Genomic DNA, 26,485 nt, shown 5'->3' with positions numbered 1-26,485 from the left:
TTCGGGTCCCCCAGCGGTCGACCGACGCGATAGACCGTACACTTATTTCGATGACTGATCAATACGATGGCATGGATGACGCACTCGTCGTCGTCGACGACACCGAGACGCACCGCAAACTGCTCGCGGAAGCCGGCCGCCTCGCACACGATACCGGCGCGAAACTGACCGTTCTCGGGTGGATCACGCCGGATCAGGTCGACGAAACGGCGGCGAACCTCGAGGCGATCGAGCAAGTGGAGGGAACGTCGTACAGCGAGCCCGATCCGGCCGCCACCGCGACGCAGTTCGCCCGCCAGTTCGCCGAGGGCGTCTTCGAGTCGTTCGACGAGTCGATCGAGTTCACTGCCGACGGACTCGTCAGCAAGGAGGCCGACCGCGCCAACGCGATCATCGAGACCGCGGAGCGCCTCGGCTGCGACCACGTCTTCGTCGTCGGCCGGCGGCGCTCTCCGACCGGTAAAGCGGTGTTCGGCGACGTCGCCCAGCGGATCTTGCTCAACTTCGACGGCACCGTCACGCTGAAAATGGACTGATCGCGGGTTCGGTTCCTCCGCGGCGATCGACGGCCCGGCGGTCGTCGCACGGTCTCGAGTTCCCGACTGCAGGCTCGCATCGCCGAACCGCGCGAGCACGGAGGCGCGACGGCAGAACGGGAATGACTCCGTGCACGCTACGCCATCGCGCTACTCTCGAATCTGCACCGAGAGCTCGTCGACCGCGTCGATCTCGGCGATCGCGAGATCGAACGAATCGATTTCCGGACCGCCGAGTCGCCACGACGCGTCCTCCGCAACCGTCACCGCGACCGGATCGCTCCGGAAGTTCATCACCCAGGTGTGGCCGTCGCGCGAGGCGACGCGAACGCCGTCCGGAAGCACGTCCGTCTGCGGGACGCCGGCGCGGTCGAGAAGCGATCCGACGAGGTCGTTGGCGAGTTCGGACTCTGGCCAGACGCCGCAGTAGACGACGCTTCCCTCGCCGACCGCGTTTCGAACGGCCGCCGTCCGTCCCCCCTCGATGTCGTCGCCCGCGTACTCGAGGAGCGGCTCGCCCGCGTCGGCCTCGAGCCACTCGGCCCACGTTCGGAACGCGTACTCGGCGCTCGTCTCGTCGGTTCGAGTGACGGTCGGCTCGAACCGCGTCAGGAGCGACTCGTGCTGGTCGACGCTCGCGCCGACGAGGGCTGACAGCGGCCCGGGCTGGAGTTCGGATCGAAGCTTATTGTTCGCGTCCTTCACGCCCGTCCGCGGGCCGAGCAGCAGCTCGCCGCCGGATTCGACGTACGCGGTTAGGTGGTCGGCCAGCGACTCGGTCGCCAGGTGGAGTGTCGGCGCGACGACCGCGTCGTACGACTCGAGGTCGTTCTCGGGATGCACGATGTCGACCTGCACGCCGTGGGCCCGCAGCGACGCGTAGAACGACTGCAACAGCTGCCAGTAGTCGAAATCGGGCGCGTGGGGCTGTTCGCCGAGCGCCCACGCGTTCTCGTAGTCGTGCAGCAGGGCAACGGGCGCGTCGACGTGGTCGAGGTCGAACAGCTCCTCGGCGGCCCGCGTCGCGTCCGCGTAGCCTCGATCCGCCGTCCCGTCCTGCTTTCGAAGGCCGGCGTGGTACTGTTCCTGGCCCTCGAGGCAGCGCCGCCAACGGAAGTAGACGACGGTGTCGGCGCCGTGGGCGGTCGCGTGGTGGGCCCAGAGGCGCATCGCGCCCTCGGCGGGCTGTGCGGAGTGGGGCGGCCAGTTGACGTCGCCCGGTTGCTGTTCCATCACCCAGAACGGCCGGTCGAGCACGCTCCGGTAGAGGTCGTGGTTGAACGAGAGCAGATCGGGATTCCCCGCGCGAAGTTCGTCGGTCGTCGTCTCGCCGCCGGCCTGCTGGGCGTGGCCTGTCGGGTACGAGTCCCACGCGATCAGATCGAGGTCCTCGTCGAACTCGTAGGCGTCCACCGACTCGAACAGGTTCATGAAGTTGTGCGTGACGAACCACTCCTCATTCGCCTCGCGAAGCAGGTCCGCCTGCAGCCGGTTGTACTCGACGACGCTGTCGCTCGCAAACCGGGCGAAGTCGAGCAGCATTGACGGGTGATCCTGTGCAGGCGTTGGACGGGGGAGATCGACCTGTTCGAAGTCGTCGTATTGTTGGCTCCAGAACGTCGTTCCCCACGCTTCGTTGAGCGCGTCGACGGTCTCGTACTCCTCGCGGACCCAGTTCCGGAACGCGTCGGCGCAGTCGTCGCAGTAACACCGCGTCGTGCCGTGACAGCCGTACTCGTTGTCGGTCTGCCAGCCGACGACGCGCGGATCGTCGGCGTAGCGCTCCGCCATCGCCCGGACAACGCGTTCGGTCTCCTCGCGATACGCGTCGGAGTTGAAGCAGTAGTGTCGTCGGCTCCCGACGTCCTTGACCGTCCCGTCGCGGTCGCGCTGGCGGATCTCGGGGCGTTCCTCGATGAGCCACCGCGGCGGCGCCGCCGTCGGCGTACACAGGACGGCCTCCATCCCGTACTCGCCGACCAACCCGACGATCTCGTCGAGCCACTCGAAGTCGAACGCGCCGCGTTCGGGCTCGAGGACCCCCCACGAGAACTCCGCCATGCGGACGTACTCGATCCCGGCGTCGGCCATCTGCCGAATATCCGTCTCCCACTGTTCGTGCGGCCAATGCTCCGGGAAGTAACAGACTCCGATTGACATAGGTCACCGTTCGCACCGACCGTTGTAAACGTTGTCATGCAGGGTGCGACGTTATCTCTGGTAGCAGCCGTTTGCTCTCACCCTCACGATTCAGCTAGCCGAGTACCGAACTGTAACACCGCTCGCGGTCTCGTCTCACGGCCCACACCGCTACTCGAATATCCGTGCTAGAATCGCTGCAGGCGGTGGATCGTCCGAGAAGTCCGGGGTCGAGACCACGAACTCCACTGCCTCGTTCCGTCGGACGCTACGTTGAACGGCGCTGTAGCGGTCTCACAACGGAACTACCGATTAGTCGTGGTCTGCTGAGACGGGGTCGATATCGGGCTTCGGCGGGTCGTCCATCCCGTGACCGAGGAAGTAACTCGGCCACGGCGGCTGGTTGTAGCCGGCGTTCTGCCACGCGAGTGCAGTCCGGTACTGCGGGTCGTGCAACAGCGTGTACAGTCGGTGATCGGTCTCGTGGGGCGTCGCGTACAGACGAAGCGCTTCGTCGTCTTCCCTGCGCCAGATCACTTCCTCGCGCCAGTCGCCGAGAATGTCGCCTGAGAGACACGGCGTCCCCTTCGAGCCGTTATTCGAGCGTGTGCCGTCGAAGGACCGCAGGAGCTCCAGCTCTTCGGTTTCGGGGTTCCACTTCTTGATCCAGCCATGACCGTACCCTCCCTCGTCGTAGCCGAGGAAGTCGTGGTCCAGCAGCTCTCGATGCAGGTCGCCGGTCCACCAGATTCCGAAGTTCATCGAGTTGACGGAGTTCTCATTGATCTGCTCGCCCTGAGCGGACCACAAGCCGATATCGTTGTCGGACAGAGGGATGCCTGCCCACGCTTCCGCACCGTCGTAGTTCGGATCGATGTCCGCGATCATGCCTCTGCCGATGTCGCCCTCCGCTTCGACGCCCCACAGTAACTCGCCCGTTCCGGCGTCGCGGAACGTCGCACCGTACGGCCCCCACTCGTGGGGCATGAAGACCTCGAGCCCGTCCCGACTGGGATCGAAGTTGCTCACGTGCAGGGCGTCGCCGTGGTTCCAGCCGGTCGAGTAGAGCCCGGTGCCGTCGTGATCGATGACACACGAGCCGTAGACGACCTCGTCTTTTCCGTCACCGTCGACGTCGGCGGTGGCGAGTTGGTGGTTACCCTGGCCCTCGTACTCCTGGTTTCCGTCGTCGCTATCGAAGATCCAGCGAGTCTCGAGTTCGCCGTCGCGGAAGTCCCAGGCGGCCAGCATCGACTTCTCGTAGTAGCCCCGCGTCATGAGGATACTCGGGCGCTCGCCGTCGAAGTACCCGACGCCGGCGAGGAACCGATCGGCGCGGTTGCCGTAGCAGTCGCCCCAGTCACAGATGTCGCCGCGCGCGGGTTCGAAGTCCGCTGTCGCGAGTTCCTCGCCCGTTTCGCCGTCGAAGACGGTGAGGTACTCCGGTCCCTCGAGGATGCGTCCCACCTCGTTCGTGTAATCGGCGTCCGGGTCACCGATGACCGTCCCGGTCCCGTCCGTGGCGCCGTCGGACGTTCGCACGGCCAGTTCGGCCTTCCCGTCGCCGTCGAAGTCGTAGACGGCGAACGGCGTGTAGTGTGCGCCGGCGCGAACGTTCTGTCCGAGGTTGATTCGCCAGAGGTGTTCGCCCTCCATTGTGTAGCCGTCGAGCAGAACGTCGCTCGTCTGCCCCTCGTGGGCGTTGTCCTTCGCGTTCGACGGCGACCACTTCTGGACGATGTCGAGCGTACCGTCGCCCGTGAGGTCGGCTACGCTCGCGTCGTTGGCGTGGTACGTGACCGTCTCGCCGTCCTCGCCTTCGACCGGATCGGGTTTGTTCAGCGGGATTTCCTTGTACTGTTCGTCCCACACCTCGACGGACTCCGACATCCCGGGCTTTCGGTCACTTCCGCCGGTCTTCCGAGTTCCGCCGGCCCGACCGTTGCCGACCGGTCGAACCGCGTAGGTCGAATCGGTCGTCCCCTCGGAGTCGAGGTAATTCGTACTCTCGGTGATCGGCTCGTCGTTCACTCGGTCACCGTCGCGGAACACGTGGAACCCCAGATCGGCTGGCTCGGTCCCGAGCAGTCGCCAGCGGACGAGGACCCCCTCGTCTACTGGAACGGCCACGAGGCCTCGGTCGAGCGATTCCATTTGGCGCGTCGATCCGTTCTCCTCGGTACCGGTTCTCCTCCTGGCACCGGATCGGCCGTTTCCATCCGTCGCCGTCGCCGCAGCGCTGGTTGCGAACGCCGTCGTTCCGGCCGCGATTCCACTTAGCAGTTCGCGTCGATACTGTCGCAGTCGCGTCTCGTCCGTGCTCGAATTAGTCATTCTCTTTCACACCGCAGTTCCTCCGTCCATATCCCGTTATATAAACATTTGTGACTGTACGTGTGAATCGTACAACCAATACTGAACCGACAGTTCGTTTCTGAATCGCCGACGACTGAAGGGGACCGAGACGACGGTCCCGCGCCTCGCATGCTGTCCCGGCTACCCGGGCGCGTGCAGTCGACTGTTAGCGAATCGTGACGCTATGATCGACGTGCCCGCTCAATCATCGGCGGAGACGGGTTTGATGTCGGGTTGCGGCGGCTCGTCCATCCCGTGTCCGATGAAGAAACTCGGCCACGGCGGTTGGTTATATATCACGTTCTGCCACGCGAGCGCGGTCCGGTACTGCGAGTCGTGCAACAGCGTGTACAGCCGGTGATCGGTCTCGTACGGCGTCGCGTACAGCCGCAGTGCTTCGCTGTCGTCGGTCCGCCAGATCACCTCTTCGCGCCAGTCGCCGAGGATGTCGCCCGAGAAACACGGATTCCCCTTCGAGCCATTGTTCGACCGCGTGCCGTCGAAGGTCTTCAGACGCTCTAGTTCTTCGGTCTCGGGGTTCCACTTCTTGATCCAGCCGTGACCGTACCCTCCCTCGTCGTAGCCGAGGAAGTCATGGTCCAGCAGCTCGCGGTGGAGGTCTCCCGTCCACCAGATCGCCGAATTGGCCGAACCGATTGGTGTCTCGCGGATCCGTTCACCACTGGCGGTCCACGTACTGAGTCCGTCATCGGAGAGGGGTATCCCCGCCCACGCTTCCGCACCGTCGTAGTTCGGATCGATGTCCGCAATCATTCCTCTGCCGATGTCTTTCTCCCCGTCTCCCTTCCCCCACAGTAACTCGCCCGTTCCGGCGTCGCGGAACGTCACGCCGTACGTCCCGTACTCGTGGGGCTGGAAGACCTCGAGTCCCTCTCGATCCGGGACGAAATCGCTCACGTGAAGGGCATCGCCGTGGCCCCAGCCGGTCGAGTACAGGCCGGTGCCGTCGTGGTCGACGACCATTGCGCCGTAGACGATCTCGTCCCTCCCGTCGCCGTCGACGTCGGCGATGGAGAGTTGGTGGTTGCCCTGTCCCTCGTACTCCTCGTTGCCGTCGGTGCTGTCGAAGATCCAGCGGGTTTCGAGTTCGCCGTCGCGGAAGTCCCAGGCGGCCAGCATGGTCTTCTCGTAGTAGCCGCGACCCATGACGATGCTCGGGCGCTCGCCGTCGAGGTAGGCGGGCGCCGGGAGGAAATGATTAACGCGGTGACCGTAGCAGTCGCCCCAGTCGCAGACGTCACCACGCGCGGGTTCGAAGTCCTCTGTTGCGAGTGCTTCACCCGTTTCGCCGTCGAAGACGGTCAGATACTCCGGCCCCTCGAGGATCCGTCCGTCCTCGGTTGAGTGGTCGGCGTCAGGATCACCGATGACCGTTCCAGTCCCGTCCGTGGTGCCGTCGGACGTCCGCATCGTCACTTCCGCCGTCCCGTCGCCGTCGAAGTCGTAGACCGCGAACGACGTGTACGCCGGGCCGGCCTGGATGTTCCGTCCGAGATTGATTCGCCAGAGGTGTTCGCCCTCGATCGTGTAGCCGTCGAGCAGGACGTCGCTCGTATATCCGTCGAGCGGGTTTACCTTCGAGTCCGATGGGGACCACTTCAGGACGATATCGAGTGTGCCGTTCCCAGTGAGGTCGCCCACGCTCGCGTCGTTGGCGTGGTACGTGACCGTCTCGCCGTCCTCGCCTTCGACCGGGTCGGGCTTGTTCAACGGGATTTCCTTGTACTGTTCGTCCCACACCTCGACGGACTTCGACATGCCGGGTTTGCGGTCGCTCCCGCCGGTTTTCCGCCTTCCTCCGGCCCGACCGTTGCCGACCGGTCGAACCGCATAGGTTGAATCGGTCGTCCCTTCGGGGTCGAGGAAGTTCGTGCTCTCGGTGATCGGCTTATTGTTCACCCGCTCGCCGTCGCGGAACACGTGGAAACCCAAATTGGCGGGCTCGGTTCCGAGCAGGCGCCACCGGACGAGTACCCCGTCGTCTACCGGAACGGCCACGAGGCCCCGATTGAGTGATTCCATCTGGCGCGCCGATCTGTTCTTCTTGGCGCCATTTCTATTCCTGCCCCCGGATCGGCCGTTCCCGTCCGTCGGAGTCGCCGCAGCACCGGTTGCGAACACCGTCGTTCCGGCCGCTATTCCACTCAGCAGTTCGCGTCGGTATTGTCGCAGTCGTCTCTCGTTCGTACTCGAATTAGTCATTCTCTTTCACACCGCAGTTCCTCCGTCCATATCACGTCATATAAATATTTGTCACTATGGGATATGAATAGTACATCTAATACTGAACAGACAGTTCGGTCTCGAATCGCCGACGACTGAAGGGGACCGAGACGACGGTCCCATACCTCGCGTACCAACTGGCTACTCAGGTCCGTGCAGTCGACCGGTAGCGGATCGTGACGTGACGAGACGCGTGACGTTCACTCGCCGTCAGCGGAGACGAGTTCGATATCGGGTTTCGGCGGGTCGTCCATCCCGTGTCCGATGAAGTAACTCGGCCACGGCGGTTGGTTATATATCACGTTCTGCCACGCGAGCGCGGTCCGGTACTGCGGGTCGTGCAATAGCGTGTACAGCCGGTGATCGGTCTCGTAGGGCGTCGCGTACAGCCGCAGCGCTTCGCTGTCGTCGGTCCGCCAGATTACCTCTTCGCGCCAGTCGCCGAGGATGTCGCCCGAGAAACACGGATTCCCCTTCGAGCCATTGTTCGATCGCGTGCCGTCGAAGGTCTTCAGGCGCTCTAGTTCTTCGGTCTCAGGGTTCCACTTCTTGATCCAGCCGTGACCGTACCCTCCCTCGTCGTAGCCGAGGAAGTCGTGGTCCAGCAGCTCGCGGTGGAGGTCTCCCGTCCACCAGATCGCCGAATTGGCCGAACCGATTGGCGTCTCGCGGATCCGTTCACCGCTGGCGGTCCATGTATTGAGTCCGCCGTCGGAGAGAGGAATCCCTGCCCACGCTTCAGCGCCCTCGTAGTTCGGATCGATGTCCGCGATCATTCCTCTGCCGATGTCATTCTCCCCGTCTCCCTTCCCCCACAGCAACTCGCCAGTTCCGGCGTCGCGGAACGTCGCACCGTAGGTCCCGTACTCGTGAGGCTGGAAGACTTCGAGGCCCTCCCTGCTGGGATCGAAATCGCCGACGTGGAGGGCGTCGCCGTGGCCCCAGCCGGTCGAGTAGAGCCCGGTGCCGTCGTGGTCAACGACCATCGCGCCGTAGACGATCTCGTCCTTGCCGTCGCCGTCGACGTCAGCGATGGAGAGTTGGTGATTGCCCTGCCCCTCGTACTCCTGGTTGCCGTCGTCGCTATCGAAAATCCAGCGGACGTCGAGTTCGCCGTCGCAGAAGTCCCACGCCGCCACCATCGTCTTCTCGTAGTAGCCCCGACCCATGACGATGCTCGGTCGTTCGCCGTCGAGGTAGGCGGGCGTCGGGAGGAAGTGATCGACGCGATGGCCATAGCAGTCGCCCCAATCACAGGCGTCTCCACGCGCGGGCTCGAAGTCTTCCGTCGCGAGTGCTTCACCCGTCTCGCCGTCGAAGACGGTCAGATACTCCGGCCCCTCGAGGATGCGTCCCGCGTCGTTCGTGTAATCGGCGTCCGGATCACCGATGACCGCCCCGGTGCCGTCCGTAGTGCCGTCGGACGTCCGCATCGCTACTTCCGCCGTTCCGTCGCCGTCGAAGTCGTAGACGGCGAACGACGTGTAGGCCGCGCCGGCGCGGATGTTCTGCCCGAGGTTGATTCGCCAAAGGTGGTCGCCCTCGATCGTGTACCCGTCGAGTAAGACGTCGCTCGTCTGCCCCTCGAAGGCGTTGTTCTTCGCATCCGATGGGGTCCATTTGAGGACGATATCGAGCGTGCCGTCGCCCGTGAGGTCGCCCACGCTCGCGTCGTTGGCGTGGTACGTGACCGTCTCGCCGTCTTCCCCCTCGACCGGGTCGGGCTTGTTCAACGGGATTTCCTTGTACTGTTCGTCCCACACCTCGACGGACTTCGACATGCCGGGTTTGCGGTCACTGCCGTTCTCGCCGCGTTTCCCTCTGGCGTGTTTCCGTCCGTTGTGTTTTCTGCCGCCGGCCCGTCCGTTACCGACCGGTCGAACGGCGTAGGTCGAATCGGTCGTCCCTTCGGGGTCGAGGAAGTTCGTGCTCTCGGTGATCGGCTTGTTGTTCACCCGCTCGCCGTCGCGGAACACGTGGAATCCCAGATCGGCGGGCTCCGTCCCGAGCAGTCGCCAGCGGACGAGGACCCCGTTTTCGACCGGAACCGCCACGAGGCCGCGGTCGAGCGCCTCCATCTGACGCGGCGATCCAGCCCCGTCGTTTCCGACGGCGGATCGGTCGTTTCGACTCGTGGCAGCCGCCGCCCCGCTGGTTGCGAACACCGTTGTTCCGGCCGCAATCCCGCTCAGCAGTTCGCGTCGATACCCTCGATACTCCGTAGTGTTGGCGTCTGGACTAGTCATCTTCCCTCATACTCCGAAATTTGGTATATTATCTATTAATATAACTGTTTGGGGTAATTCTACCGTAACTAAACGGCGCCACGGCGGGACACGCCGTTCAGCCGTTATCGCTGGAGACGAGTTCGATGTCGGGTTTCGGCGGGTCGTCCATCCCGTGTCCGAGGAAGTAACTCGGCCACGGCGGCTGATTGTAGCCGGCGTTCTGCCATGCGAGCGCGGTTCGATATTGCGAGTCGTGCAACAGTGTGTGCAGTCGGTGATCAGTCTCGTACGGCGTCGCGTACAGCCGCAGCGTCTCGCTGTCTTCGGTCCGCCAGATCACCTCTTCGCGCCAGTCGCCGAGGATGTCTCCCGAGAGACACGGCGTCCCCTTCGACGAGTTATTCGACCGAGTTCCCTCGAAGGACTTCAGCAGGTCGAGCTCCTCGGTTTCGGGGTTCCACTTCTTGATCCAGCCGACGCCGTATCCTTCCTCCCAGCCGAGGAAGTCGTGGTCCAGCAGCTCCCGGTGCAGGTCTCCGGTCCACCAGATCCCGAAGTTGATCGAGTTGACGGTATTTTCGTTGATTTGCTCGCCGCTGGCGGACCACGTGCCGAGTCCGCCATCGGACAGGGGAACGCCCGCCCACGCTTCCGCGCCGTCGTAGTTCGGATCGATGTCTGCGATCATGCCCCGACCGACGTCGCTGCTTCCGTCTCCGATCCCCCACAGGAGCTCGCCCGTTTCGGCATCCCGGAACGACGCTCCATACTCCCCGTACTCGTGTGGCTGGAAGACCTCGAGTCCGTCCCGACTAGGGTCGAAGTCACCGACGTGGAGGGCGTCCCCGTGGTGCCACCCGGTCGAGTAGAGCCCGGTGCCGTCGTGATCGATGACACAGGCGCCGTAAACGATCTCGTCCTTCCCGTCACCGTCGACGTCGGCGATGGCGAGCTGGTGGTTACCCTGGCCCTCGTACTCCTGATTGCCGTCGGTGCTGTCAAAGATCCAGCGGGTGGTGAGTTCGCCGTCGCGGAAGTCCCACGCGGCCAGCATGGTCTTCTCGTAGTAGCCCCGCGTCATGAGGATGCTCGGACGCTCGCCGTCGAGGTAGGCGGCGCCGGCGAGGAATCGATCGACGCGGTTGCCGTAGCAGTCGCCCCAGTCGCAGACGTCGCCGCGCGCGGGCTCGAAGTCTTCTGTTGCGAGTGCCTCGCCGGTTTCGCCGTCGAAGACGGTGAGGTACTCCGGTCCCTCGAGGACGAATCCGTCCTCGTTCGTGTAGTCGGCGTCCGGGTCGCCGATGACCGTGCCGGTCCCGTCCGTGGCGCCGTCGGACGTCCGCACGGCCAGTTCGGCTTTCCCGTCGCCGTCGAAGTCGTAGACGGCGAACGGCGTGTAGTGTGGTCCAGCCCGGATGTTCTGTCCGAGGTTCATCCGCCAGAGGTGCTCGCCCTCTATCGTGTAGCCGTCGAGCAGGACGTCGCTTCTATGACCCGGCAAGTTGTCCCCTGCGTCCGATGGAGTCCACTTCTGGACGATGTCGAGCGTGCCGTTCCCGGTGAGATCGCCGACGCTGGCGTCGTTGGCGTGGTACGTAATCGTCTCACCGTCCTCGCCCTCGACCGGATCGGGTTTGTTCAGCGGGATCTCCTTGTACTGATTCTCCCACACCTTGACGGACTCCGACATGCCGGGTTTGCGGTCACTGCCGTCCTCACCGTGTTTCCCTCTGCCGTGTTTCCGTCCGTTGTGTTTTCCGCCACCGGCTCGACCGACGCCGACCGGTCGAACAGCGTAGGTCGAATCGGTCGTCCCCTCGGGGTCGAGGAAGTTCGTGCTCTCGGTGATCGGCTTGTTGTTCACCCGCTCGCCGTCGCGGAACACGTGGAAACCCAGATCAGCTGGGTCGGTCCCGAGCAGTCGCCAGCGGACGAGCACTCCGTTGTCGACCGGAACGGCCACGAGACCTCGACCGAGTGACTCCATCTGCCGTGTTCCCTCCGGCGTCTCAGTATCACTCCTGTTTCCGCGGGCAGACCGGTGGGACTGACTGCCGGGGATCGCTGCGCCGACACCACTGGTTGTGATTGCTGTCGTCCCGATTGCGATTCCGCCTAGCACGTCGCGTCGATACCGTCTCCTATTCGTGTTTGCGTCTGTCATCGAATTCCACACCTCGATCTCTCAATTTATGACATCTTATTAGAATTTTTGGGTAGCGACACTCACAACACCGAATCAGTCACGATGAGAAGAGCGTTCTCCACTGGAGAACGTACTCGAGGTCGCCTTACTCGAGCGCGTGGCGGACCGTCCGAGTCGCCGTCCGATCACACGCGTTCGCGGGAACCGAATCACTTCGAAGGTGCTGTTCGACGGACTCGTTTCTCGGTCGAACGTGATAATCGTGCCACTGACTCACACAGTAACACTTGTGATGGCTGAGCGAAAACGATGACGGCATGACGGAGGAAACCCTCGTCGGCGCGTTCTGCCGGTTCCGGCATCATTTCCGACTGCTGTTTATGGTCTCGGTGTTGGCGCTGATCGTTCTCGGCGCCGCGCTGCCGGCTATCGAGCGAGGGACCGGAACGCACATTATTACGATCGTCCAACTCGCGACGTTCGCCGTGATCGGTGCCTTCTCGTTTGCGATGATGGTCGTCTGCGGGCGACGCGCGGACTAACGGCGACTGCGCCGGGCGATCGAATCCCGTGTGCACCGACGACCGATTACTAGTCCCAATCTACATAAGGGTCGATAATTAATGACTACTTGTAGCCATGAGACATAATCGCACTCGGGTGAACAGACGGGAGTTTATCGGTGCCAGCGCCGGCACGGTCGCGGCCACGCTCGCGGGCTGTCTCGGTAGCGGCAGCGACGCGACGGAGTTCGTCACGGCGTTCGCGGGTGGGCGCCAGCCGACGCAGGTTCATTTCAACCCCTGGAACGCGTCGGACTACGCGCAGACCTACAGCATCTACTGGCTCCAGGGCACGGTTACGACGCACGCCGACGGGACGGTGTCGACCGATTTCTTCGAGGATCTCAGCGTCGACGGTCGGGAGGTCACGGTCACGTTTTCCGACGAGTGGAACTTCTGGAACGGCAACGACATCACCGCCGAGGACTATCTCATCGAACAGGAGATCTGGCGCTATCAGGATCCGGAGGCCTCGCCGATCGAAGGCCACGAACTGGTCGACGATTACACCGTCAAGCGGATCTACAAGGACGAGATCTCGCCGACGATCGCGCGGTCGGAAGCCGGTGCCGGGACGGCCGCGCCCAAGTCGGTCTTCCGGGAGTACTACGAGCGCTACGAGGACGCCACCACGGAGAGCGAGCGGGAGGCCGTTAGCGAGGATCTCCTCCAGTTGACGATCGACACCGAGGAGTTCGTCGAGGAAGGGTACGGCAGTTCGCTCTTCAAGATCGAGGACTTCAACTCCTCGGAGACGCTGGCGACCACGTGGGAGGACCACCCGTGGGCCGACCGGACGGATATCGAGCAGATCCGCGTAAAGCCCACCGAGGGGACTCAGGTCGAGCAACTCGAGAAGAGCGACGACCTCGACATGACCCAGTACATCACTGAGGACCAGCGGTCGGAGTACCCCGATAACATCGAGAACATTTACAAGCTAGACCATTACAGCTGTCGGAAATACATCTTGAACTGGAACAACAAGCACCTCGCGAGGCGGCCGGTCCGGCGAGCGATCATTTCCGCCATTGACATTCCCTCGATCGTCGACGCCGCGAACCAGACCGGGGTGATGGCGACGCCGACCCAGGTTCAGACGGGAATCCGATCGTCCGTCGAGGAGAAGTACCTCGGCGAAGACTTCGTCGACCAGCTCATCGAGTACCCCGTCGAGGCCGACGAGGAGGCGGCCGTCGAGTACATGCAGCAGGCCGGCTACTCGCGGGAAAACGGCGAGTGGATCGGTCCCGACGGCGACGCAACCGACTTCACCGCCATCACGCAGGCGGGCGTCAAGAAGTCCCAGCCGACGAAGGTCTTCACCGACCACCTCAACGAATTCGGACTGAACGTGGAGATGGAGGCCGTCGGACAGGATTACTACTCGCGAGTTCAGGAGTGGGAGTTCGACATCGCCTGGATGTGGCACGTCGCCCTCCCGTACTGGCACCCCGTGGCGTACTTCTCGAACGACTTCTACGGCCTCCTCGCCGGCGACATCACCAGCGATAGCGATACGGGACCGACCGGCGTGCCGTTCTCGCTGGAAATCCCCGAAGAGGTCGGCGCCACGGAGGTCGACAGCAACGGCGTCGAGATCAACCCGGCCCAGCTCATGGTCGACCTCGAGGGCGCGTCGTCCGAGGAGGAAACGATCGAGATCACGCAAACGCTCGCCCAGTGGGTCAACTACGATCTGCCCGTGATCGTTCACCTCCAGGATAACCGCGGCTTCGCCGGCGACGTGGAGAACTTTACCTTCCCGAGCGAGGACGACTTCCGCATGGATTGCTCCAACCCGGGCCCGAACGCGCTTCTGAACGGCCACATCTCGACCAACTAAATAACGCCGCGCCCGTACACAGGAAAGACTGTACTCCCTGCGAACAGTCTTCCTGCTCCCCCCTTCACCACTAGTAAACGAGACGATCCTCTGCTGAATAGTCCCATACTATGTACGATGATATCTATGATATCTTACCAAAAGTTACATAAGTATAGCTCGTAACGGATACTCCGTGGGAAAGATGATCAAGGACCACAGTCATTTGAGTAGACGTCACTTTGTCGGGGCAAGCGCCGGAACGCTTGCAGCGACGCTAGCTGGGTGTGTCGGTGGCGGCGATAACAGTGCGGAGTTCGTCACGGCGTTCGAAGGCGGTCGCCCGCCGACGGAGGTCCACTTCAACCCCTGGAACGCCTCGGACTACGGACAGACCTACAGCATCTACTGGACACAGGAAACGCTCGCGACGCATTCCGACGGGTCGGTGTCCACGGATTTCTTCGAGGATATTAGCGTCGACGGCCGCGAGGTCACGATCGAGTTCTCGGATCAGTGGAACTTCTGGAACGGCAACGACATCACCGCCGAAGACTACTTCATCGAGGCGGAGCTCTGGCGCTACCAGGATCCGGAGGCCTCGCCCTTCGAAGGCCATGAATTGGTCGACGACTACACCGTCAAACGAATTTACAAGGACGAGGTTTCGCCGGTTATCGCCAAATCGAACGCGGGCCTCGGGACGAGCGCCCCGAAATCGGTCTTCCGAGAGTACTACGAGCGCTACGAGGACGCAGGCGGAGAAAGCGGCCGTCAGTCGGTTACCGAGGACCTCCTCCAGCTGACGATCGATACCGAGGAGTTCGTCGACGAAGGATACGGCAGTTCGCTCTTCAAGATCGAGGACTTCAATTCCTCGGAGACGCTGGCGACCAAGTGGGAGGACCACCCGTGGGCGGACGAGACGGATATCGAGCAGATTCGGGTCCTTCCGAACATCGAATCGGGGACGCAGGTCGAGCAACTCGAGAAGAGCGACGAGCTCGACATGACTCAGTACATCACCGAGAGTCAGCGTTCGGAGTATCCCGACAACATCGAGAACATCTACGAACTGAGTCACTACAACTGCCAGAAGTACATGTTGAACTGGAGTAACGAGCACCTCGCGAACCGATCGGTTCGCCGAGCGATCATCTCCGCGATCGACATTCCCTCGATCATCGACGCTGCGACGCAGACGGGAATGCTCGCGAGCCCGACGCAGGTCCAGACGGGGATCAGGGAGACCATCGAAGACCAGTACCTCGGCGAGGACTTCGTCGACCAGCTCATCGAGTACCCCGTCGAGGCCGACGAGGAGACGGCGATCGCCTACATGGAGGACGCCGGCTACTCGCGGGAAAACGGCGAATGGATCAGTCCTGACGGTAACGCGACCGACTTCACTGTCATCACGCAATCCGACGTTTCGCAGTCCCAGCCGACGAAAGTCTTCACCGATCACCTCAACGCGTTCGGGCTGAACGCGGAGATGGAGGCCGTCGGTCAGGACTACTACTCGCGGGTTCAGGAGTGGGAGTTCGACATCGCCTGGATGTGGCACGTCGCGCTGCCGTACTGGCACCCCATGGCGTACTTCTCGAACGACTTCTACGGTCTCCTCGCCGGCGACGTCACCAGCGATAGCGATACGGGACCGACCGGCGTGCCGTTCTCGCTCGAGATCCCCGAGGAAGTCGGCGCGACGGAAGTCGGGAGCAACGGCGTCGAGATCAACCCGGCCCAGCTCATGGTCGACCTCGAGGGCGCATCGTCCGAGGAAGAAACGAAGGAACTGACGCGAACGCTCGTCCAGTGGGTTAACTTCGACCTGCCCGCGATTATCCACTTACAGGAGAACCGCGGCTTCGCCGGCGACGTCGAGAACTTCGACTTCCCGAGCGAGGACGAGTTCCGGATGGACCGTCCGAACCCGGGACCGTTCGCGCTACTACGAGGACGCATTTCGACGAATTAGACCGTCTCGATCACAATACCCGTAATAATAGGATATAGGACTATAGGACATGCAAGGGAATTACCTCGCGAAGCGCATTGGACAGGCGCTACTGACGTTTTTCGCGACAGTGACGCTAACGTTCGTTCTGTACCAGATGATGCCGGGCGGCCCTGAGCAGGCGCTTCGGAATCAGATCCTCTCCCAGCAGATGGGATCGTCGAATACGATCAATCCGGAGCAAATCGAACAGCTAGTCGAGAACTACACGAATCTCGAGAGCGATGCGCCGATTTACGTGCAGTACTACCAGTACATGAGCAGCGTCTTCCTCGAGTTCGATCTCGGCGAGTCGCTCTACTCGGAGGACACCGTGACGTCGCTCCTCGCCGAGCGACTCCCGTGGTCGATGCTCATCAGCGTCTACGCGATGGTCATCGGCTACTCCGTGAGCATCGTGCTCGGCGCAGTGATGGCCTTCAAGGAGAAGTCCCGATTCGACTCGGTGTCGTCCGTCGTCGTTATCGGACTCAACTCCACGCCGTACTACGTCGCGGGGATCCTGTTCATCTTCTTCTTTAGCATTCGGAACAATTTCTTCCCGACGGGCGGCCGGTACGGCCTCGGTATCGAACCGGGATTCAACCTGGCGTTCATGCAGAGCATCGCGCTCTACGCCGCGCTCCCGATACTGTCGATGAGCGTGCTCGGACTCGGCACGGCGCTGACGATGCGAGGGAACTCCGTCCGCGTCCTCGGGGAGGACTACCTCCGCGTCGCGGAACTGCGCGGGCTGCGCAACTCCCGTATCGCGACCCAGTACGTGGGCCGAAACGCCATCCTGCCGATGTACACGCAGTTCATGATCGGCATCGCCGGCGTGCTCAGCAGCTCCGTCATCGTTGAGGAGATCTTCTCCTACCCGGGCGTGGGACTGCTGGTGTACGACGCCATCCAAGTGCGAAACTACCCCGTCCTCATGGGATCGCTCATCGTCTTCACGCTCGTGACGATCGTCGCGATCCTGATCGCGGATCTGACGTACGGCTTCATCGACCCCCGAATCTCGTCCGGAGGAAACAATGAGTAACGAACGACCCGACGACGACCTCGAGACGCTCTTCGACGCGGACATCGACCGTGAACCGACGCCGCGGTCCCAGCGGCTCAAGCGACAGTTCGACCTGTACGTCGTCGCGCCCGCCCGGGTGGCGATGACCGATTGGCGAGCCATCGTTGGGACGGCAATCATCGCGATGTTCGTCCTGATGGGGACCGTCGGCGTCTGGCTCGTCGACAGACCGACGAGTAACGTCGCGCCCGTTCTCGTACCGCCGTTCCAGAACCCCAACTACATTCTCGGGACGGACACCTTCGGCCAGCCGATCGGGGCGCAACTCATTCACGCGACGCCGGACATGTTCCGGATGGTGTTCGCCGGCGCGGTCGTGAGCATCGGGTTCGCGGCGCTGGTCGGCGTCCTCTCGGGGTTCCTCCGGGGGTCGAAGATCGACACGATTCTGATGTCGATCACCGACATCATCATCACGATCCCCGGGCTCCCGCTGGTCATCGTCCTGATCGCGATCTTCCAGCCAAAGGACCCGTACGTCATCGGCGTCCTGCTCGGACTCGACAACTGGCCCGGATTGGCAAGGACTGTGCGATCCCAGGTGCTCAGCATCAGGGAGGAGTCGTACGTGGAGGCCTCGCAGATCATGGGGATTTCGACGGGGACGATCCTCCGTCGAGACGTGCTCGCTCAGCTGATGCCCTACATCACGGTGAACGCGGCGCTGGCGTCCCGACGCATCATCTTCGAGTCCGTCGGGCTGTACTTCCTCGGGATCCTCCCGTTCACGACGTTCAACTGGGGCGTCATGATGAACATCGCGTACGAAGGGAACGCGCTGAGTAAGCCGAGCATGTACCACTTCCTCGCGTTCCCGTTACTGACGATCTTCCTGATGTCGTTCGGACTCGTGCTGTTCTCCCAGGGGATGGACAGCGTGTTCAACGTCCGACTCAGGGCGCGACACTCGTCGACGATCGATGACGACGGAGGTCCCGAACCATGAAACTAACAACGAATAGATATAACGGTAGTACTATATCACTGTCCGCAATTCACACTGACAAGACAACGCATGAGTAACTCAGACACGATCGTGGAGGTCCGCGACCTCAACGTCACGTTCGAGATGAATCGCGGGCAGTCGCGCGTCGTCCGCGACGCCGATCTCGACGTCGCTCGCAACGAGACGCTCGGCATCATCGGCGAAAGCGGGAGCGGAAAGTCCATGCTCGCCTCGTCGTTTCTCAACGCCGTCGTCGAACCCGGCGTCTCGACTGGCGAGGTCACCTACCATCCGGACGACGGCGAACCGGTCTCCGTGCTGGACCTCTCCGAATCCGAACTGAACCGGTTCCGCTGGGAGGAGATCGCCATGGTGTTCCAGGGGGCGATGAGTTCGTTCAACCCCGTCACGACGATTCGGACGCACTTCAGGGAGACCCTGCAGGACCACAACCGGGACATTCCCGCCGGCATGGATCGCGCGCGTGAACTCTTAGAGAGCGTCTACCTCGATCCGGACCGGATCCTCGACTCGTACGCCCACGAACTCTCCGGCGGGATGAAACAGCGCGCGCTCATCGCGCTCTCGCTGGTCCTCGAGCCGGACGTCCTCGTTCTCGACGAGCCGACGGCCGCGCTGGACCTGTTGATGCAGCGCTCGATCGTCACGCTCCTGCGCGACCTCCAGGAGGAGTACGATCTGACGCTCGTGTTCATCACGCACGATCTCCCGCTGTTGACCAAGCTCGCCGACCGCATCGCCGTGATGTACGCGTTCAACATCGTCGAGATCGGGACGACGGACGATCTGCTCTACAACGCGTCGCACCCGTACACGCGCGCGCTTCTCGACACGACGCCGGATCTGAACGTGCCGGTCGAGGAGATGAACATCATCGAGGGGAGCAAGCCGGATCCGGTCGACCACATTCCGGGCTGTTCGTACCACCCCCGGTGTCCGATGGCCGACGAACGATGTCGATCCGACGACCCGCCGATGATGACGGTAAGTAACTCCCACGAGTCCGCGTGTTTCTACTACGACGAGGCCGACGACGCCGTGACGATCAGCGCCGCGCCCGAGACCCGCCCGGCGAGCGGTCAAAGCGCCGCGACCGACGGGGGTGAGAACTGATGGTGTCCGACCCGATGCTCTCGATGGACGGCGTCTCCGTCGAGTTCACCGACGACGGTGGCGTGCTCGATCTCTTCGGCGACTCGGAGACGGTCCGCGCGGTCAACGACGTCTCCCTCGAGCTCGGCGAAGAGGAGACGCTCACGCTGATCGGCGAGAGCGGCTGCGGGAAATCGACGCTCGGAAAGACGGCGATCGGCGCCCAGAAGCCGACCAGCGGAACGGTCAGCTACCGCGGCCAGGACATCTGGGAGGCGCGAAACGATTCTAGTAACGCCTCGATCCCATTCGACGAGATCCGCCACTCGCTCCAGATCATCCACCAGGATCCGGGGAGCGCGCTCAACCCGAACCAGCGGATCCTCACCTCGCTGATGCTCCCGCTGAAGAAGTGGTACCCCGAACTCAGCCGCGAGGAGCGAGAGGAGCGCATCCACACGCTGTTCGAACGCGTCGGGATGTCGCCACCGAGCGATTACCTGAATCGGTACCCCCACCAGCTGAGCGGCGGGGAAACTCAGCGCGCGGTCCTCGTTCGCGCGCTGTTGTTGAATCCCGATCTGATCCTGGCCGACGAGGCCATCTCGGCGCTGGACGTCTCCCTGCGCGTCGAGATGATGGACCTCATGCTCGAGCTACAGGACCTGTTCCAGACCTCGTACCTGTTCATCTCCCACGATCTCTCGAACGCGCGGTACATCGCCGAAAAGTCCGGTGGGCGGATCGCCGTGATGTACCTCGGCGAGATCGTCGAGATCGGCACCGTCGAGGAGATCGTCGAGAACCCGCAACATCCCTACACGAAGGCGTTGCAGTGGGCGACGGCGAACCTCTACGAGGACGAGGACGACGAGGAGTTCCCCCTGCGGAAAATCGACGTCCCCGATCCGACGAACCTCCCCTCCGGCTGTAGCTTCCACCCGCGCTGTCCGAACGCTCGAGAGGTGTGTAAACGCCAGCATCCGGGGCGGATTCACGCGAACGGCAACGAAGAGAACTTCGCCCGCTGCTTCCGAGCGGACGATACCCACGAGTACTGGAATAGCCCCGAGATAGCCGACGAGCCGCCGGTTGACTCACCGTGAGCGGCCGTTCCGATAACACAGCAATGTCCGATATAACTGATACTACCACGACGGAACCGTCCAGTGAACCGAACACCAACCGCCGCCGATCCGTGCGTCTCCCGGGTAGTCGGGGAGTCCAGGTATCGATCGGGGTCTCGATCCTGCTGCTGCTCGCCGGGTTGCTCCTCTTCGACGGGCCGATGGCAGGTGTGCTCGGGCTGTGGGGGCTTTCGCTCCTCGCCGCGACCATCGTCGGAGTCGTCGCGTACCGGATCTGGTATCGCTACGGTTCGTAGCGCCCGACGTTCGTTCCCACGGCGCTTCGGCGCGACCTGAATAGCCACTGACTGCGGACTCGTGTCGCCGCTCCCGGTTCTACAGCTCTCTGACTGTACATTCGGTAGCCAACACGAAGCCGACCGATCAGCGCCCTATTCCGGTGTGGCGGCTGGATCAGGAGTAGGTCATATTCACTTCGATGACGTTCGCGGTGCTCAAAACGGTCTTCGGGATCTCGGTTCTGAACGTCTCGTCGTTGAATCGGTTCGTCGGGCCCGAGACGCTGATCGCTCCGAGGGGCGTCTCGTCGCTATCGCAGATCGGCGCTGCGACACACCGCATTCCGGCGACCCGTTCCTCGTCGTCGATGGCATACCCTCGTTCGCGGATCTCCGCCAGTTGGCTCTTGAGCTCGTCGGCGTCCGTGAGCGTCTTCTCGGTCACGCGGGGGAGTCCGTGGCGATCGATAATCTCGTCGACGAATGCTTCGGAGCGTTTCGAGAGGATCGCCTTCCCTAACGCGGTGGTGTGGAGGTGAACGCGCTTGCCGATGTGCGTATCGAGGTTCACGGCGTCCCGTCCTTTCGCCTTGTTGAGAAAGATCCCCTTGCCGTGCTCCTCGATCATGAGGTTCGCGTGTTCGCCGGTTTCCTCTGCCAACTTCTCGATTTCGGGGGTGGCGATCTGGTACAGTTTCATCTGACTGCGAGCGAACCCGCCTAACTCGAGAAACCGCGCCCCGACGTGATAGCCACCGTCCCGCTTAACGAGATACTCGGCCTCGTTCAGCGTCTGGAGGTGGTCGTGGACCGTACTTTTGGGCATCTCGAGTTCGTCCGCGAGTTCGGAGACGCCGGCTCCGTTGAGTTCGTGCAGCGTCTCGATGATCCTGAACGTCGTCGCGGCGGCCTGCACCGGTTGGCGTGGTTTGCTCGACATACACTCGCATACAACTAGGATATATTTAATACTTGTCCGGCCACGCCGGATATTGCTGTTCCGGCGGCCTCTGGTTCAGTTGAGGACGCCACAACGCCGATCGAGTTGGGGACCCCGTATTTCCGTCGAAACCGACGGTGCGAGCGTCACCGAGAGTGCCGATATTGAAGCATCCGCCCTATTGTCGTATCGCGTCTCTTCGGTGTCACCGGACGGATCTATCTGATATTCTCGAGTCTGAGTGACTGCAACCCGGGATCGCCGACTCTGATGCGGACCCGCCGCTGTGTGACCGATCGGTACGTTCGTTACGCGATATGGTGGGTAATGACAAGATCCAAATCCCTGGCATCGGTTAGTCACGACTACGCAATGCAGACACAGCTAGAGACGTTCGAGACGAACCTCGGTAGCGTCCGGACCGGCGTTACCCGGACCTCGCCGGCCGCGTTTCAGGACGTGCTCGGTGACGTTATCGACGAGCCCGCCATCGGCGCGCCGATCCCCTTCGCGGAACTCTCGCTCGAGGGGACCGGCGTCGTCCTTGAGCCGACACCCGACCAGCTCCGCGAGGCGACCTGTGGCGTCACGGCCGCCGCGCTCGGCGTCGCCGACTACGGGACGGTCGTCCTCGAGTCAACGCCGGCGGGCGCCGAACTCGCCGGGCTCTTCCCCGACCGACACGTGGTCGTCGTCCGCGAGCGGGACCTCGTCGCCGACATGGCCGCGGCGTTCGAGCGCTTGGGCGAGCGGTTCCGCGACGGCAACGACGACGCCGTGCTCGCGACCGGTCCGAGCGCGACCGCCGACATGGGCGACCTCGTCCACGGCGTGCACGGTCCGCGAGAGACCCACGCGGTCATCGTGGAGGACGCGGCGGAATAATGGCGACCGACCGCTCTCGAACGGCCGATCGGATCCGGCGGATCATGGCCGCGGAAGGCGACAGCGTCGAGCGCAACACCCGCGGGTTCAATGAGGGCCGGTACGACTCCGTCGACCGGCTCGAGGAGTACGACGCGTACAAGGATCGGGCGCGGGCGATCAAGGAGGACGCGATCGAGCGCCTCCCCGAACTGATCGAGCGGGTGCGCGAGACGGTCGAGGAAAACGGTGGGACCGTCTACCTCGCCGACGACGCCGCCGACGCGAACCGGTACGTCCGCGAACTCGCCCGTGAACGGGCGGCCGAGACCGTCGTCAAGTCCAAGTCGATGACGACCGAGGAGATCGATTTGAACGAGGCCCTCGACGCCGAGGGCTGTGACGTCTGGGAGACCGACCTCGGCGAGTTCGTTCTGCAGGTTGCCGACGAGGCGCCCAGTCATCTCGTCGCGCCGGCGATCCACCAGTCGCGCGAGGAGATCGCCGCCCTGTTCAACGAGTACTTCGACCCGGATATGGAACTCGAGACGGCCGAAGAGTTGACCGCGTTCGCACGGGAGTACCTCGGCGACCGGATCGAGAACGCGGACATCGGCGTCACCGGCGCCAACTTCGTGACCGCGGACACGGGGACGATGGCGCTGGTCACCAGCGAGGGGAACGCCCGCAAGACCGTCGCCGTGCCCGACACCCACGTCGCGGTGGCGGGCGTCGAGAAGATCGTGCCGACGTTCGAGGACCTCCAGCCGTTCGTCGAATTGATCGCGCGCTCGGGGACGGGTCAGGACATCACCTCCTACGTCTCGCTGTTCTCGCCGCCGGTCGCGACGCCGCCGGTCGACTTCGACGACGACGGTCCGATCGCCGACGACCCGGCCGACCGAGACTTTCACCTCGTCTTGCTGGACAACGGCCGGATGGACATGCGCGAGGACGACCAGCTCCGGGAGACCCTGTACTGCATCCGCTGCGGCGCCTGCTCGAACTCGTGTGCGAACTTCCAGTCGGTCGGCGGCCACGCCTTCGGCGGCGAGACCTACTCCGGAGGCATCGCGACCGGCTGGGAGGCCGGCGTCCACGGCCGGGAGTCGGCCGACGACTTCAACGACCTCTGTACCGGCTGCTCGCGGTGTGTCAATCAGTGTCCGGTGAAGATCGATATCCCGTGGATCAACACGGTCGTCCGCGACCGGCGCAATCGCGGGGCTGAGGACGGTCAACTCGACTTTCTGGTCGAGGGACTCACGCCTGACGAAGAGCCGGCCGGGATGGACCTGCAAAAACGGTTCTTCGGTAACTTTGCGACGCTGGCCAAACTCGGCTCCGCGACCGCGCCCGTTTCGAACTGGGTCGCGGACACGCTCCCCTCGCGGCTGGCTATGGAGCGAGTACTCGGCGTCGACCGCCGCCGCGACCTGCCCGAATTCGAGCGCGAGACGTTCGTGGAGTGGTTCCGGAACCGGGACGTTCCCCGTCCCGTCGACGCCGATTACCACGCCGTCGTCTACCCCGACCTCTACACGAACTATATTCGGACCGACCGCGGGAAGGCGACGGTGCGAACGCTCGAGGCGCTGGGCGTCGCGGTCGAAGTCCCCGAGGTCGCATCCTCGGGCCGCGCGCCGCTCTCGCAGGGGATGATCGCCACCGCGGAAGACCACGCTCGCGAGGTTTCCGCGAATCTCGAGCCCTACCTCGAAGCCGGCTACGACGTCGTCGCCGTCGAGCCCAGCGACCTCGCGATGTTCCGCGGCGAGTACGAGCGCCTGCTCGACGAGCGGCGCTCCGAGACGATCGCCGAGCGCAGCTACGAGGTGTTCGAGTACGTCTACGGCCTGCTCGAGAACGGGGTCGATCCCGCGTCGCTGAGCGGCGCCGACGACGCGGGCGGCGCCGGCTCCGCCCTCGCGTACCACTCCCACTGCCAGCAGCGCACGCTCGAACTCGAGGCGTACACGACGGACGTCCTCGAACGGCTGGGGTACGATGTCGTCACCTCCGACGTCGAGTGTTGCGGGATGGCTGGGAGCTTCGGCTACAAGAGCGAGTACTACGAGTTGAGCGTGGATGTCGGCGAGCGACTGAAAGAACAGTTCGAGATGCCCGAGGCCGCCGATCGAACGGTCGTGGCCAGCGGGACGTCGTGTCTCGAGCAACTGGACGGACTGTTAGCCCGCCGACCGCGACATCCGATTTCTCTCGTTGCTCCGGACGGGTCCGAGTGATCTCCGGACGGTTCCGCTTCCGTTTGACGAGACCGCGTCCGCTCGGCGAGTCCGCGCGATCGGGCGGATGGTTTCGTTCGCGCACCGTCGAGAGAAAGATTCAAGATCCAGGACCGGAATTTCGAGACGATGCAATTCGTTCGATTCGCGACCGATGGCGGCGTCCGCTGGGGCGTTTCCGTCGACGACCGGACCTACGCGCTGGACCGCTTCGGAGCACCGTCACTCGAGGACCTCGCCACGCCCGGCTACCGTCGCCGCGTCCGGCGCGCCGTTGAGACCGGGGAACTCCCGGAAATCGACGACCCCGACGACGAGGACCGGCTGGTGCCGATCCCGTCGGTCGAGCAGATCATCTGCGTCGGCCTGAACTACTACGACCACGCCGAAGAGCAGGACGAAGAGATCCCCGACACCCCGATGCTGTTCGCGAAATCGCCCGGAAGCGTCACTGGGCCCGACGCGCCGATCGTCCACCCCGAGGACGTCGAGCAGGTCGACTACGAGGTTGAACTCGGCGTCGTCATCGGCCGAACCGCCTGCGACGTCTCGGCCGACGAGGCCGAGGAGTACGTCGCCGGCTACACGGTCGTCAACGACGTCAGCGCGCGCGACGCCCAGTTCGAAGACGGCCAGTTCTTCCGGGGCAAGAGCTACGACACGTTCGCGCCGATGGGGCCGGCTCTGACCGCGCCCGACGCGATCGATGCCAACGACGCCGAGGTCGAACTCCGGGTCAACGGCGAGGTGAAACAGGAGTCCTCGACGGCGGAGTTCATCTTCGACGTTGGCGACACCATCGAGTTCCTCAGCCACCGAATGACGCTCCAGCCCGGCACCGTCATCTCGACCGGTACTCCGGGCGGCGTCGGCATCTTCCGCGAGCCGCCGGAACTGCTCTCGCCCGGCGACACGGTCGAGGCCGAGGTCGAGGGGATCGGCACGCTCGAGAATCACGTCGTCGAACAGTAGCGCTCAGATTCCGTACAACTCCCGAATCGATCGTTCGGTGAGCCACTTGCGGTCGTTCTTCGAGAGACAGTCGACGTGCTGGAGCCACTCGAGACTCTCCGCGTAGCTCGCCTCATCGCTGACGTTCGGGAAGTCCGAGCCCCAGACGACCCGCTCGCGCCCGAAGGTCTCGAGCAGCCAGCGGACGTGGTCGTGCATATCGCGGTAGGGGAACTCCTTCTCGGAGCGGTGGACGACCTCGGAGATTTTCACGGCAACGTCGTACTCGTCGCCGGCGAGGGGCTCGAGCGCGGCGAGCGCTTTGCCGGGCGGGACGTCGGGACCGGCGTGACAGAAGTGATCGAGCGCGTAGGAGAGCTCGGGATAGGTTTCAACGAGGTCGAGCACCTGCTCGAGCTGGTCCACGTGGGCCAGAATTTGGACCAGTGCGTCGGTCTCGCGAGCGGCCGCCCAGAACTCGGTCTCGTCGATCGCGTCGCGCAGCCAGCTCACCGTCGGATCGAACATCTCCCACATGCGGTCGTACGGGCAGATCGTGCCCAGCCGGAAGCCGAGCACGCCGTCGACGGCCATCGCCTCACGCAGTCGGCCGGCCGCGTCGTCGGCGAATGGGTCGAGCATCACGATCCCGGTGAGGTCGTCGTGCTCCTCGACGCACCGGACGGTGTACCAGTTGTCAGTCCACTCGCAAATCGGGTAGCCGACGACCACCGCCTCATCGATACCGACGGAATCCATGTCTTCGAGGAGTTTCTCCGCGGTGTAGACCGCGTCGACGGAAAACTCGTCGACGGTCTCGACGAGCGGGCCGTTGACCCAGGGGTGGTTCCGGTTCGGTTGCGCCCAGGCGTGAGTATGCGTGTCAAGCACCATCGTTTACAAACGATACCGTATCCAACGCTACTAAACT

At 63.3% G+C, this 26,485-nt stretch carries 19 protein-coding genes; 12 read left to right on the top strand and 7 right to left on the bottom strand.

Going from position 1 to position 26,485, the window contains the following annotated elements:
• Positions 1 to 71: 71 nt before the first annotated feature.
• Positions 72 to 536 (top strand): universal stress protein, encoded by a 465-nt coding sequence (locus EH209_RS19840; RefSeq protein ID WP_126664543.1) that lies wholly within the window; start codon positions 72 to 74, stop codon positions 534 to 536.
• Between the two features lie 150 nt (positions 537 to 686).
• On the opposite strand, the gene EH209_RS19835 is transcribed toward EH209_RS19840, so the two are convergent.
• From EH209_RS19835 to EH209_RS19815, 5 genes are all read right to left on the bottom strand, one after another.
• Complete coding sequence (locus EH209_RS19835) at positions 687 to 2,696, bottom strand: beta-galactosidase (RefSeq protein WP_126664542.1); 2,010 nt, start codon at positions 2,694 to 2,696, stop codon at positions 687 to 689.
• A gap of 291 nt (positions 2,697 to 2,987) precedes the next feature.
• Positions 2,988 to 4,829 carry a rhamnogalacturonan lyase gene (locus tag EH209_RS19830; RefSeq protein ID WP_126664619.1) on the bottom strand — a complete coding sequence of 614 codons (1,842 nt, stop codon included), beginning with the start codon at positions 4,827 to 4,829 and terminating at the stop codon, positions 2,988 to 2,990.
• A gap of 402 nt (positions 4,830 to 5,231) precedes the next feature.
• Positions 5,232 to 7,073, bottom strand: a complete 1,842-nt coding sequence (locus EH209_RS19825; protein ID WP_126664541.1) for a rhamnogalacturonan lyase — start codon at positions 7,071 to 7,073, stop codon at positions 5,232 to 5,234.
• Between the two features lie 401 nt (positions 7,074 to 7,474).
• Complete coding sequence (locus EH209_RS19820) at positions 7,475 to 9,352, bottom strand: rhamnogalacturonan lyase (protein WP_126664618.1); 1,878 nt, start codon at positions 9,350 to 9,352, stop codon at positions 7,475 to 7,477.
• 265 nt (positions 9,353 to 9,617) lie between these two features.
• A complete protein-coding gene (locus EH209_RS19815; protein ID WP_126664540.1) occupies positions 9,618 to 11,489 on the bottom strand; it encodes a rhamnogalacturonan lyase in 1,872 nt (623 codons plus the stop codon).
• A gap of 476 nt (positions 11,490 to 11,965) precedes the next feature.
• Between EH209_RS19815 and EH209_RS19810 the strand changes: the two genes are divergently transcribed.
• From EH209_RS19810 to EH209_RS19775, 8 genes are all read left to right on the top strand, one after another.
• Entirely contained in the window at positions 11,966 to 12,190 is a 225-nt protein-coding gene (locus tag EH209_RS19810) for a hypothetical protein (protein WP_126664539.1), read from the top strand.
• Between the two features lie 118 nt (positions 12,191 to 12,308).
• Entirely contained in the window at positions 12,309 to 14,057 is a 1,749-nt protein-coding gene (locus tag EH209_RS19805) for an ABC transporter substrate-binding protein (RefSeq protein WP_249038859.1), read from the top strand.
• Between the two features lie 205 nt (positions 14,058 to 14,262).
• Positions 14,263 to 16,017 carry an ABC transporter substrate-binding protein gene (locus EH209_RS19800; protein WP_229380300.1) on the top strand — a complete coding sequence of 585 codons (1,755 nt, stop codon included), beginning with the start codon at positions 14,263 to 14,265 and terminating at the stop codon, positions 16,015 to 16,017.
• 49 nt (positions 16,018 to 16,066) lie between these two features.
• Positions 16,067 to 17,086 carry an ABC transporter permease gene (locus tag EH209_RS19795; RefSeq protein ID WP_204749744.1) on the top strand — a complete coding sequence of 340 codons (1,020 nt, stop codon included), beginning with the start codon at positions 16,067 to 16,069 and terminating at the stop codon, positions 17,084 to 17,086.
• On the top strand, positions 17,079 to 18,074 hold the full coding sequence (locus EH209_RS19790) for an ABC transporter permease (RefSeq protein WP_126664537.1): 996 nt from the start codon (positions 17,079 to 17,081) through the stop codon (positions 18,072 to 18,074). Before EH209_RS19795 ends, EH209_RS19790 begins: the two co-directional genes overlap by 8 nt.
• A 69-nt stretch (positions 18,075 to 18,143) precedes the next feature.
• Positions 18,144 to 19,208 (top strand): ABC transporter ATP-binding protein, encoded by a 1,065-nt coding sequence (locus tag EH209_RS19785; RefSeq protein ID WP_126664536.1) that lies wholly within the window; start codon positions 18,144 to 18,146, stop codon positions 19,206 to 19,208.
• Entirely contained in the window at positions 19,205 to 20,293 is a 1,089-nt protein-coding gene (locus EH209_RS19780) for an ABC transporter ATP-binding protein (protein WP_126664535.1), read from the top strand. Before EH209_RS19785 ends, EH209_RS19780 begins: the two co-directional genes overlap by 4 nt.
• Positions 20,294 to 20,316: 23 nt before the next feature.
• Positions 20,317 to 20,571 (top strand): hypothetical protein, encoded by a 255-nt coding sequence (locus tag EH209_RS19775; RefSeq protein WP_126664534.1) that lies wholly within the window; start codon positions 20,317 to 20,319, stop codon positions 20,569 to 20,571.
• Between the two features lie 157 nt (positions 20,572 to 20,728).
• Here the strand turns inward: EH209_RS19775 and EH209_RS19770 are convergent, their stop codons facing one another.
• Positions 20,729 to 21,493, bottom strand: coding sequence for an IclR family transcriptional regulator (locus EH209_RS19770; protein WP_126664533.1), 765 nt, complete (start codon positions 21,491 to 21,493; stop codon positions 20,729 to 20,731).
• Between the two features lie 372 nt (positions 21,494 to 21,865).
• Between EH209_RS19770 and EH209_RS19765 the strand changes: the two genes are divergently transcribed.
• From EH209_RS19765 to EH209_RS19755, 3 genes are all read left to right on the top strand, one after another.
• Positions 21,866 to 22,378, top strand: a complete 513-nt coding sequence (locus EH209_RS19765; protein WP_126664532.1) for a LutC/YkgG family protein — start codon at positions 21,866 to 21,868, stop codon at positions 22,376 to 22,378.
• Complete coding sequence (locus EH209_RS19760) at positions 22,378 to 24,603, top strand: LUD domain-containing protein (protein WP_126664531.1); 2,226 nt, start codon at positions 22,378 to 22,380, stop codon at positions 24,601 to 24,603. The genes EH209_RS19765 and EH209_RS19760 overlap by 1 nt, the downstream gene beginning before the upstream one ends.
• A 129-nt stretch (positions 24,604 to 24,732) precedes the next feature.
• Positions 24,733 to 25,575 carry a fumarylacetoacetate hydrolase family protein gene (locus EH209_RS19755; protein WP_126664530.1) on the top strand — a complete coding sequence of 281 codons (843 nt, stop codon included), beginning with the start codon at positions 24,733 to 24,735 and terminating at the stop codon, positions 25,573 to 25,575.
• Positions 25,576 to 25,578: 3 nt separating this feature from the next.
• On the opposite strand, the gene EH209_RS19750 is transcribed toward EH209_RS19755, so the two are convergent.
• Entirely contained in the window at positions 25,579 to 26,445 is an 867-nt protein-coding gene (locus EH209_RS19750) for an amidohydrolase family protein (protein ID WP_126664615.1), read from the bottom strand.
• Positions 26,446 to 26,485 lie beyond the last annotated feature (40 nt).

This window comes from Haloterrigena salifodinae (assembly GCF_003977755.1).
Lineage (GTDB): Archaea > Halobacteriota > Halobacteria > Halobacteriales > Natrialbaceae > Haloterrigena > Haloterrigena salifodinae.
The sequence above is the reverse complement of the archived record's forward strand: the minus strand, read 5'-3'. Positions and strand labels throughout refer to the sequence as shown.

Excerpts from the sequence above, each read along its gene's own strand:
- EH209_RS19830 (WP_126664619.1), bottom strand. The coding sequence starts at position 4,829 with ATGGAATCGCTCGACCGAGGCCTCGTGGCCGTTCCAGTAGACGAGGGG.
- EH209_RS19810 (WP_126664539.1), top strand. The coding sequence starts at position 11,966 with ATGACGGAGGAAACCCTCGTCGGCGCGTTCTGCCGGTTCCGGCATCAT.
- EH209_RS19760 (WP_126664531.1), top strand. The coding sequence starts at position 22,378 with ATGGCGACCGACCGCTCTCGAACGGCCGATCGGATCCGGCGGATCATG.
- EH209_RS19795 (WP_204749744.1), top strand. The coding sequence starts at position 16,067 with ATGCAAGGGAATTACCTCGCGAAGCGCATTGGACAGGCGCTACTGACG.
- EH209_RS19775 (WP_126664534.1), top strand. The coding sequence starts at position 20,317 with ATGTCCGATATAACTGATACTACCACGACGGAACCGTCCAGTGAACCG.
- EH209_RS19840 (WP_126664543.1), top strand. The coding sequence starts at position 72 with ATGGATGACGCACTCGTCGTCGTCGACGACACCGAGACGCACCGCAAA.
- EH209_RS19815 (WP_126664540.1), bottom strand. The coding sequence starts at position 11,489 with ATGGAGTCACTCGGTCGAGGTCTCGTGGCCGTTCCGGTCGACAACGGA.
- EH209_RS19820 (WP_126664618.1), bottom strand. The coding sequence starts at position 9,352 with ATGGAGGCGCTCGACCGCGGCCTCGTGGCGGTTCCGGTCGAAAACGGG.
- EH209_RS19765 (WP_126664532.1), top strand. The coding sequence starts at position 21,866 with ATGCAGACACAGCTAGAGACGTTCGAGACGAACCTCGGTAGCGTCCGG.
- EH209_RS19835 (WP_126664542.1), bottom strand. The coding sequence starts at position 2,696 with ATGTCAATCGGAGTCTGTTACTTCCCGGAGCATTGGCCGCACGAACAG.
- EH209_RS19785 (WP_126664536.1), top strand. The coding sequence starts at position 18,144 with ATGAGTAACTCAGACACGATCGTGGAGGTCCGCGACCTCAACGTCACG.
- EH209_RS19770 (WP_126664533.1), bottom strand. The coding sequence starts at position 21,493 with ATGTCGAGCAAACCACGCCAACCGGTGCAGGCCGCCGCGACGACGTTC.
- EH209_RS19755 (WP_126664530.1), top strand. The coding sequence starts at position 24,733 with ATGCAATTCGTTCGATTCGCGACCGATGGCGGCGTCCGCTGGGGCGTT.
- EH209_RS19825 (WP_126664541.1), bottom strand. The coding sequence starts at position 7,073 with ATGGAATCACTCAATCGGGGCCTCGTGGCCGTTCCGGTAGACGACGGG.
- EH209_RS19790 (WP_126664537.1), top strand. The coding sequence starts at position 17,079 with ATGAGTAACGAACGACCCGACGACGACCTCGAGACGCTCTTCGACGCG.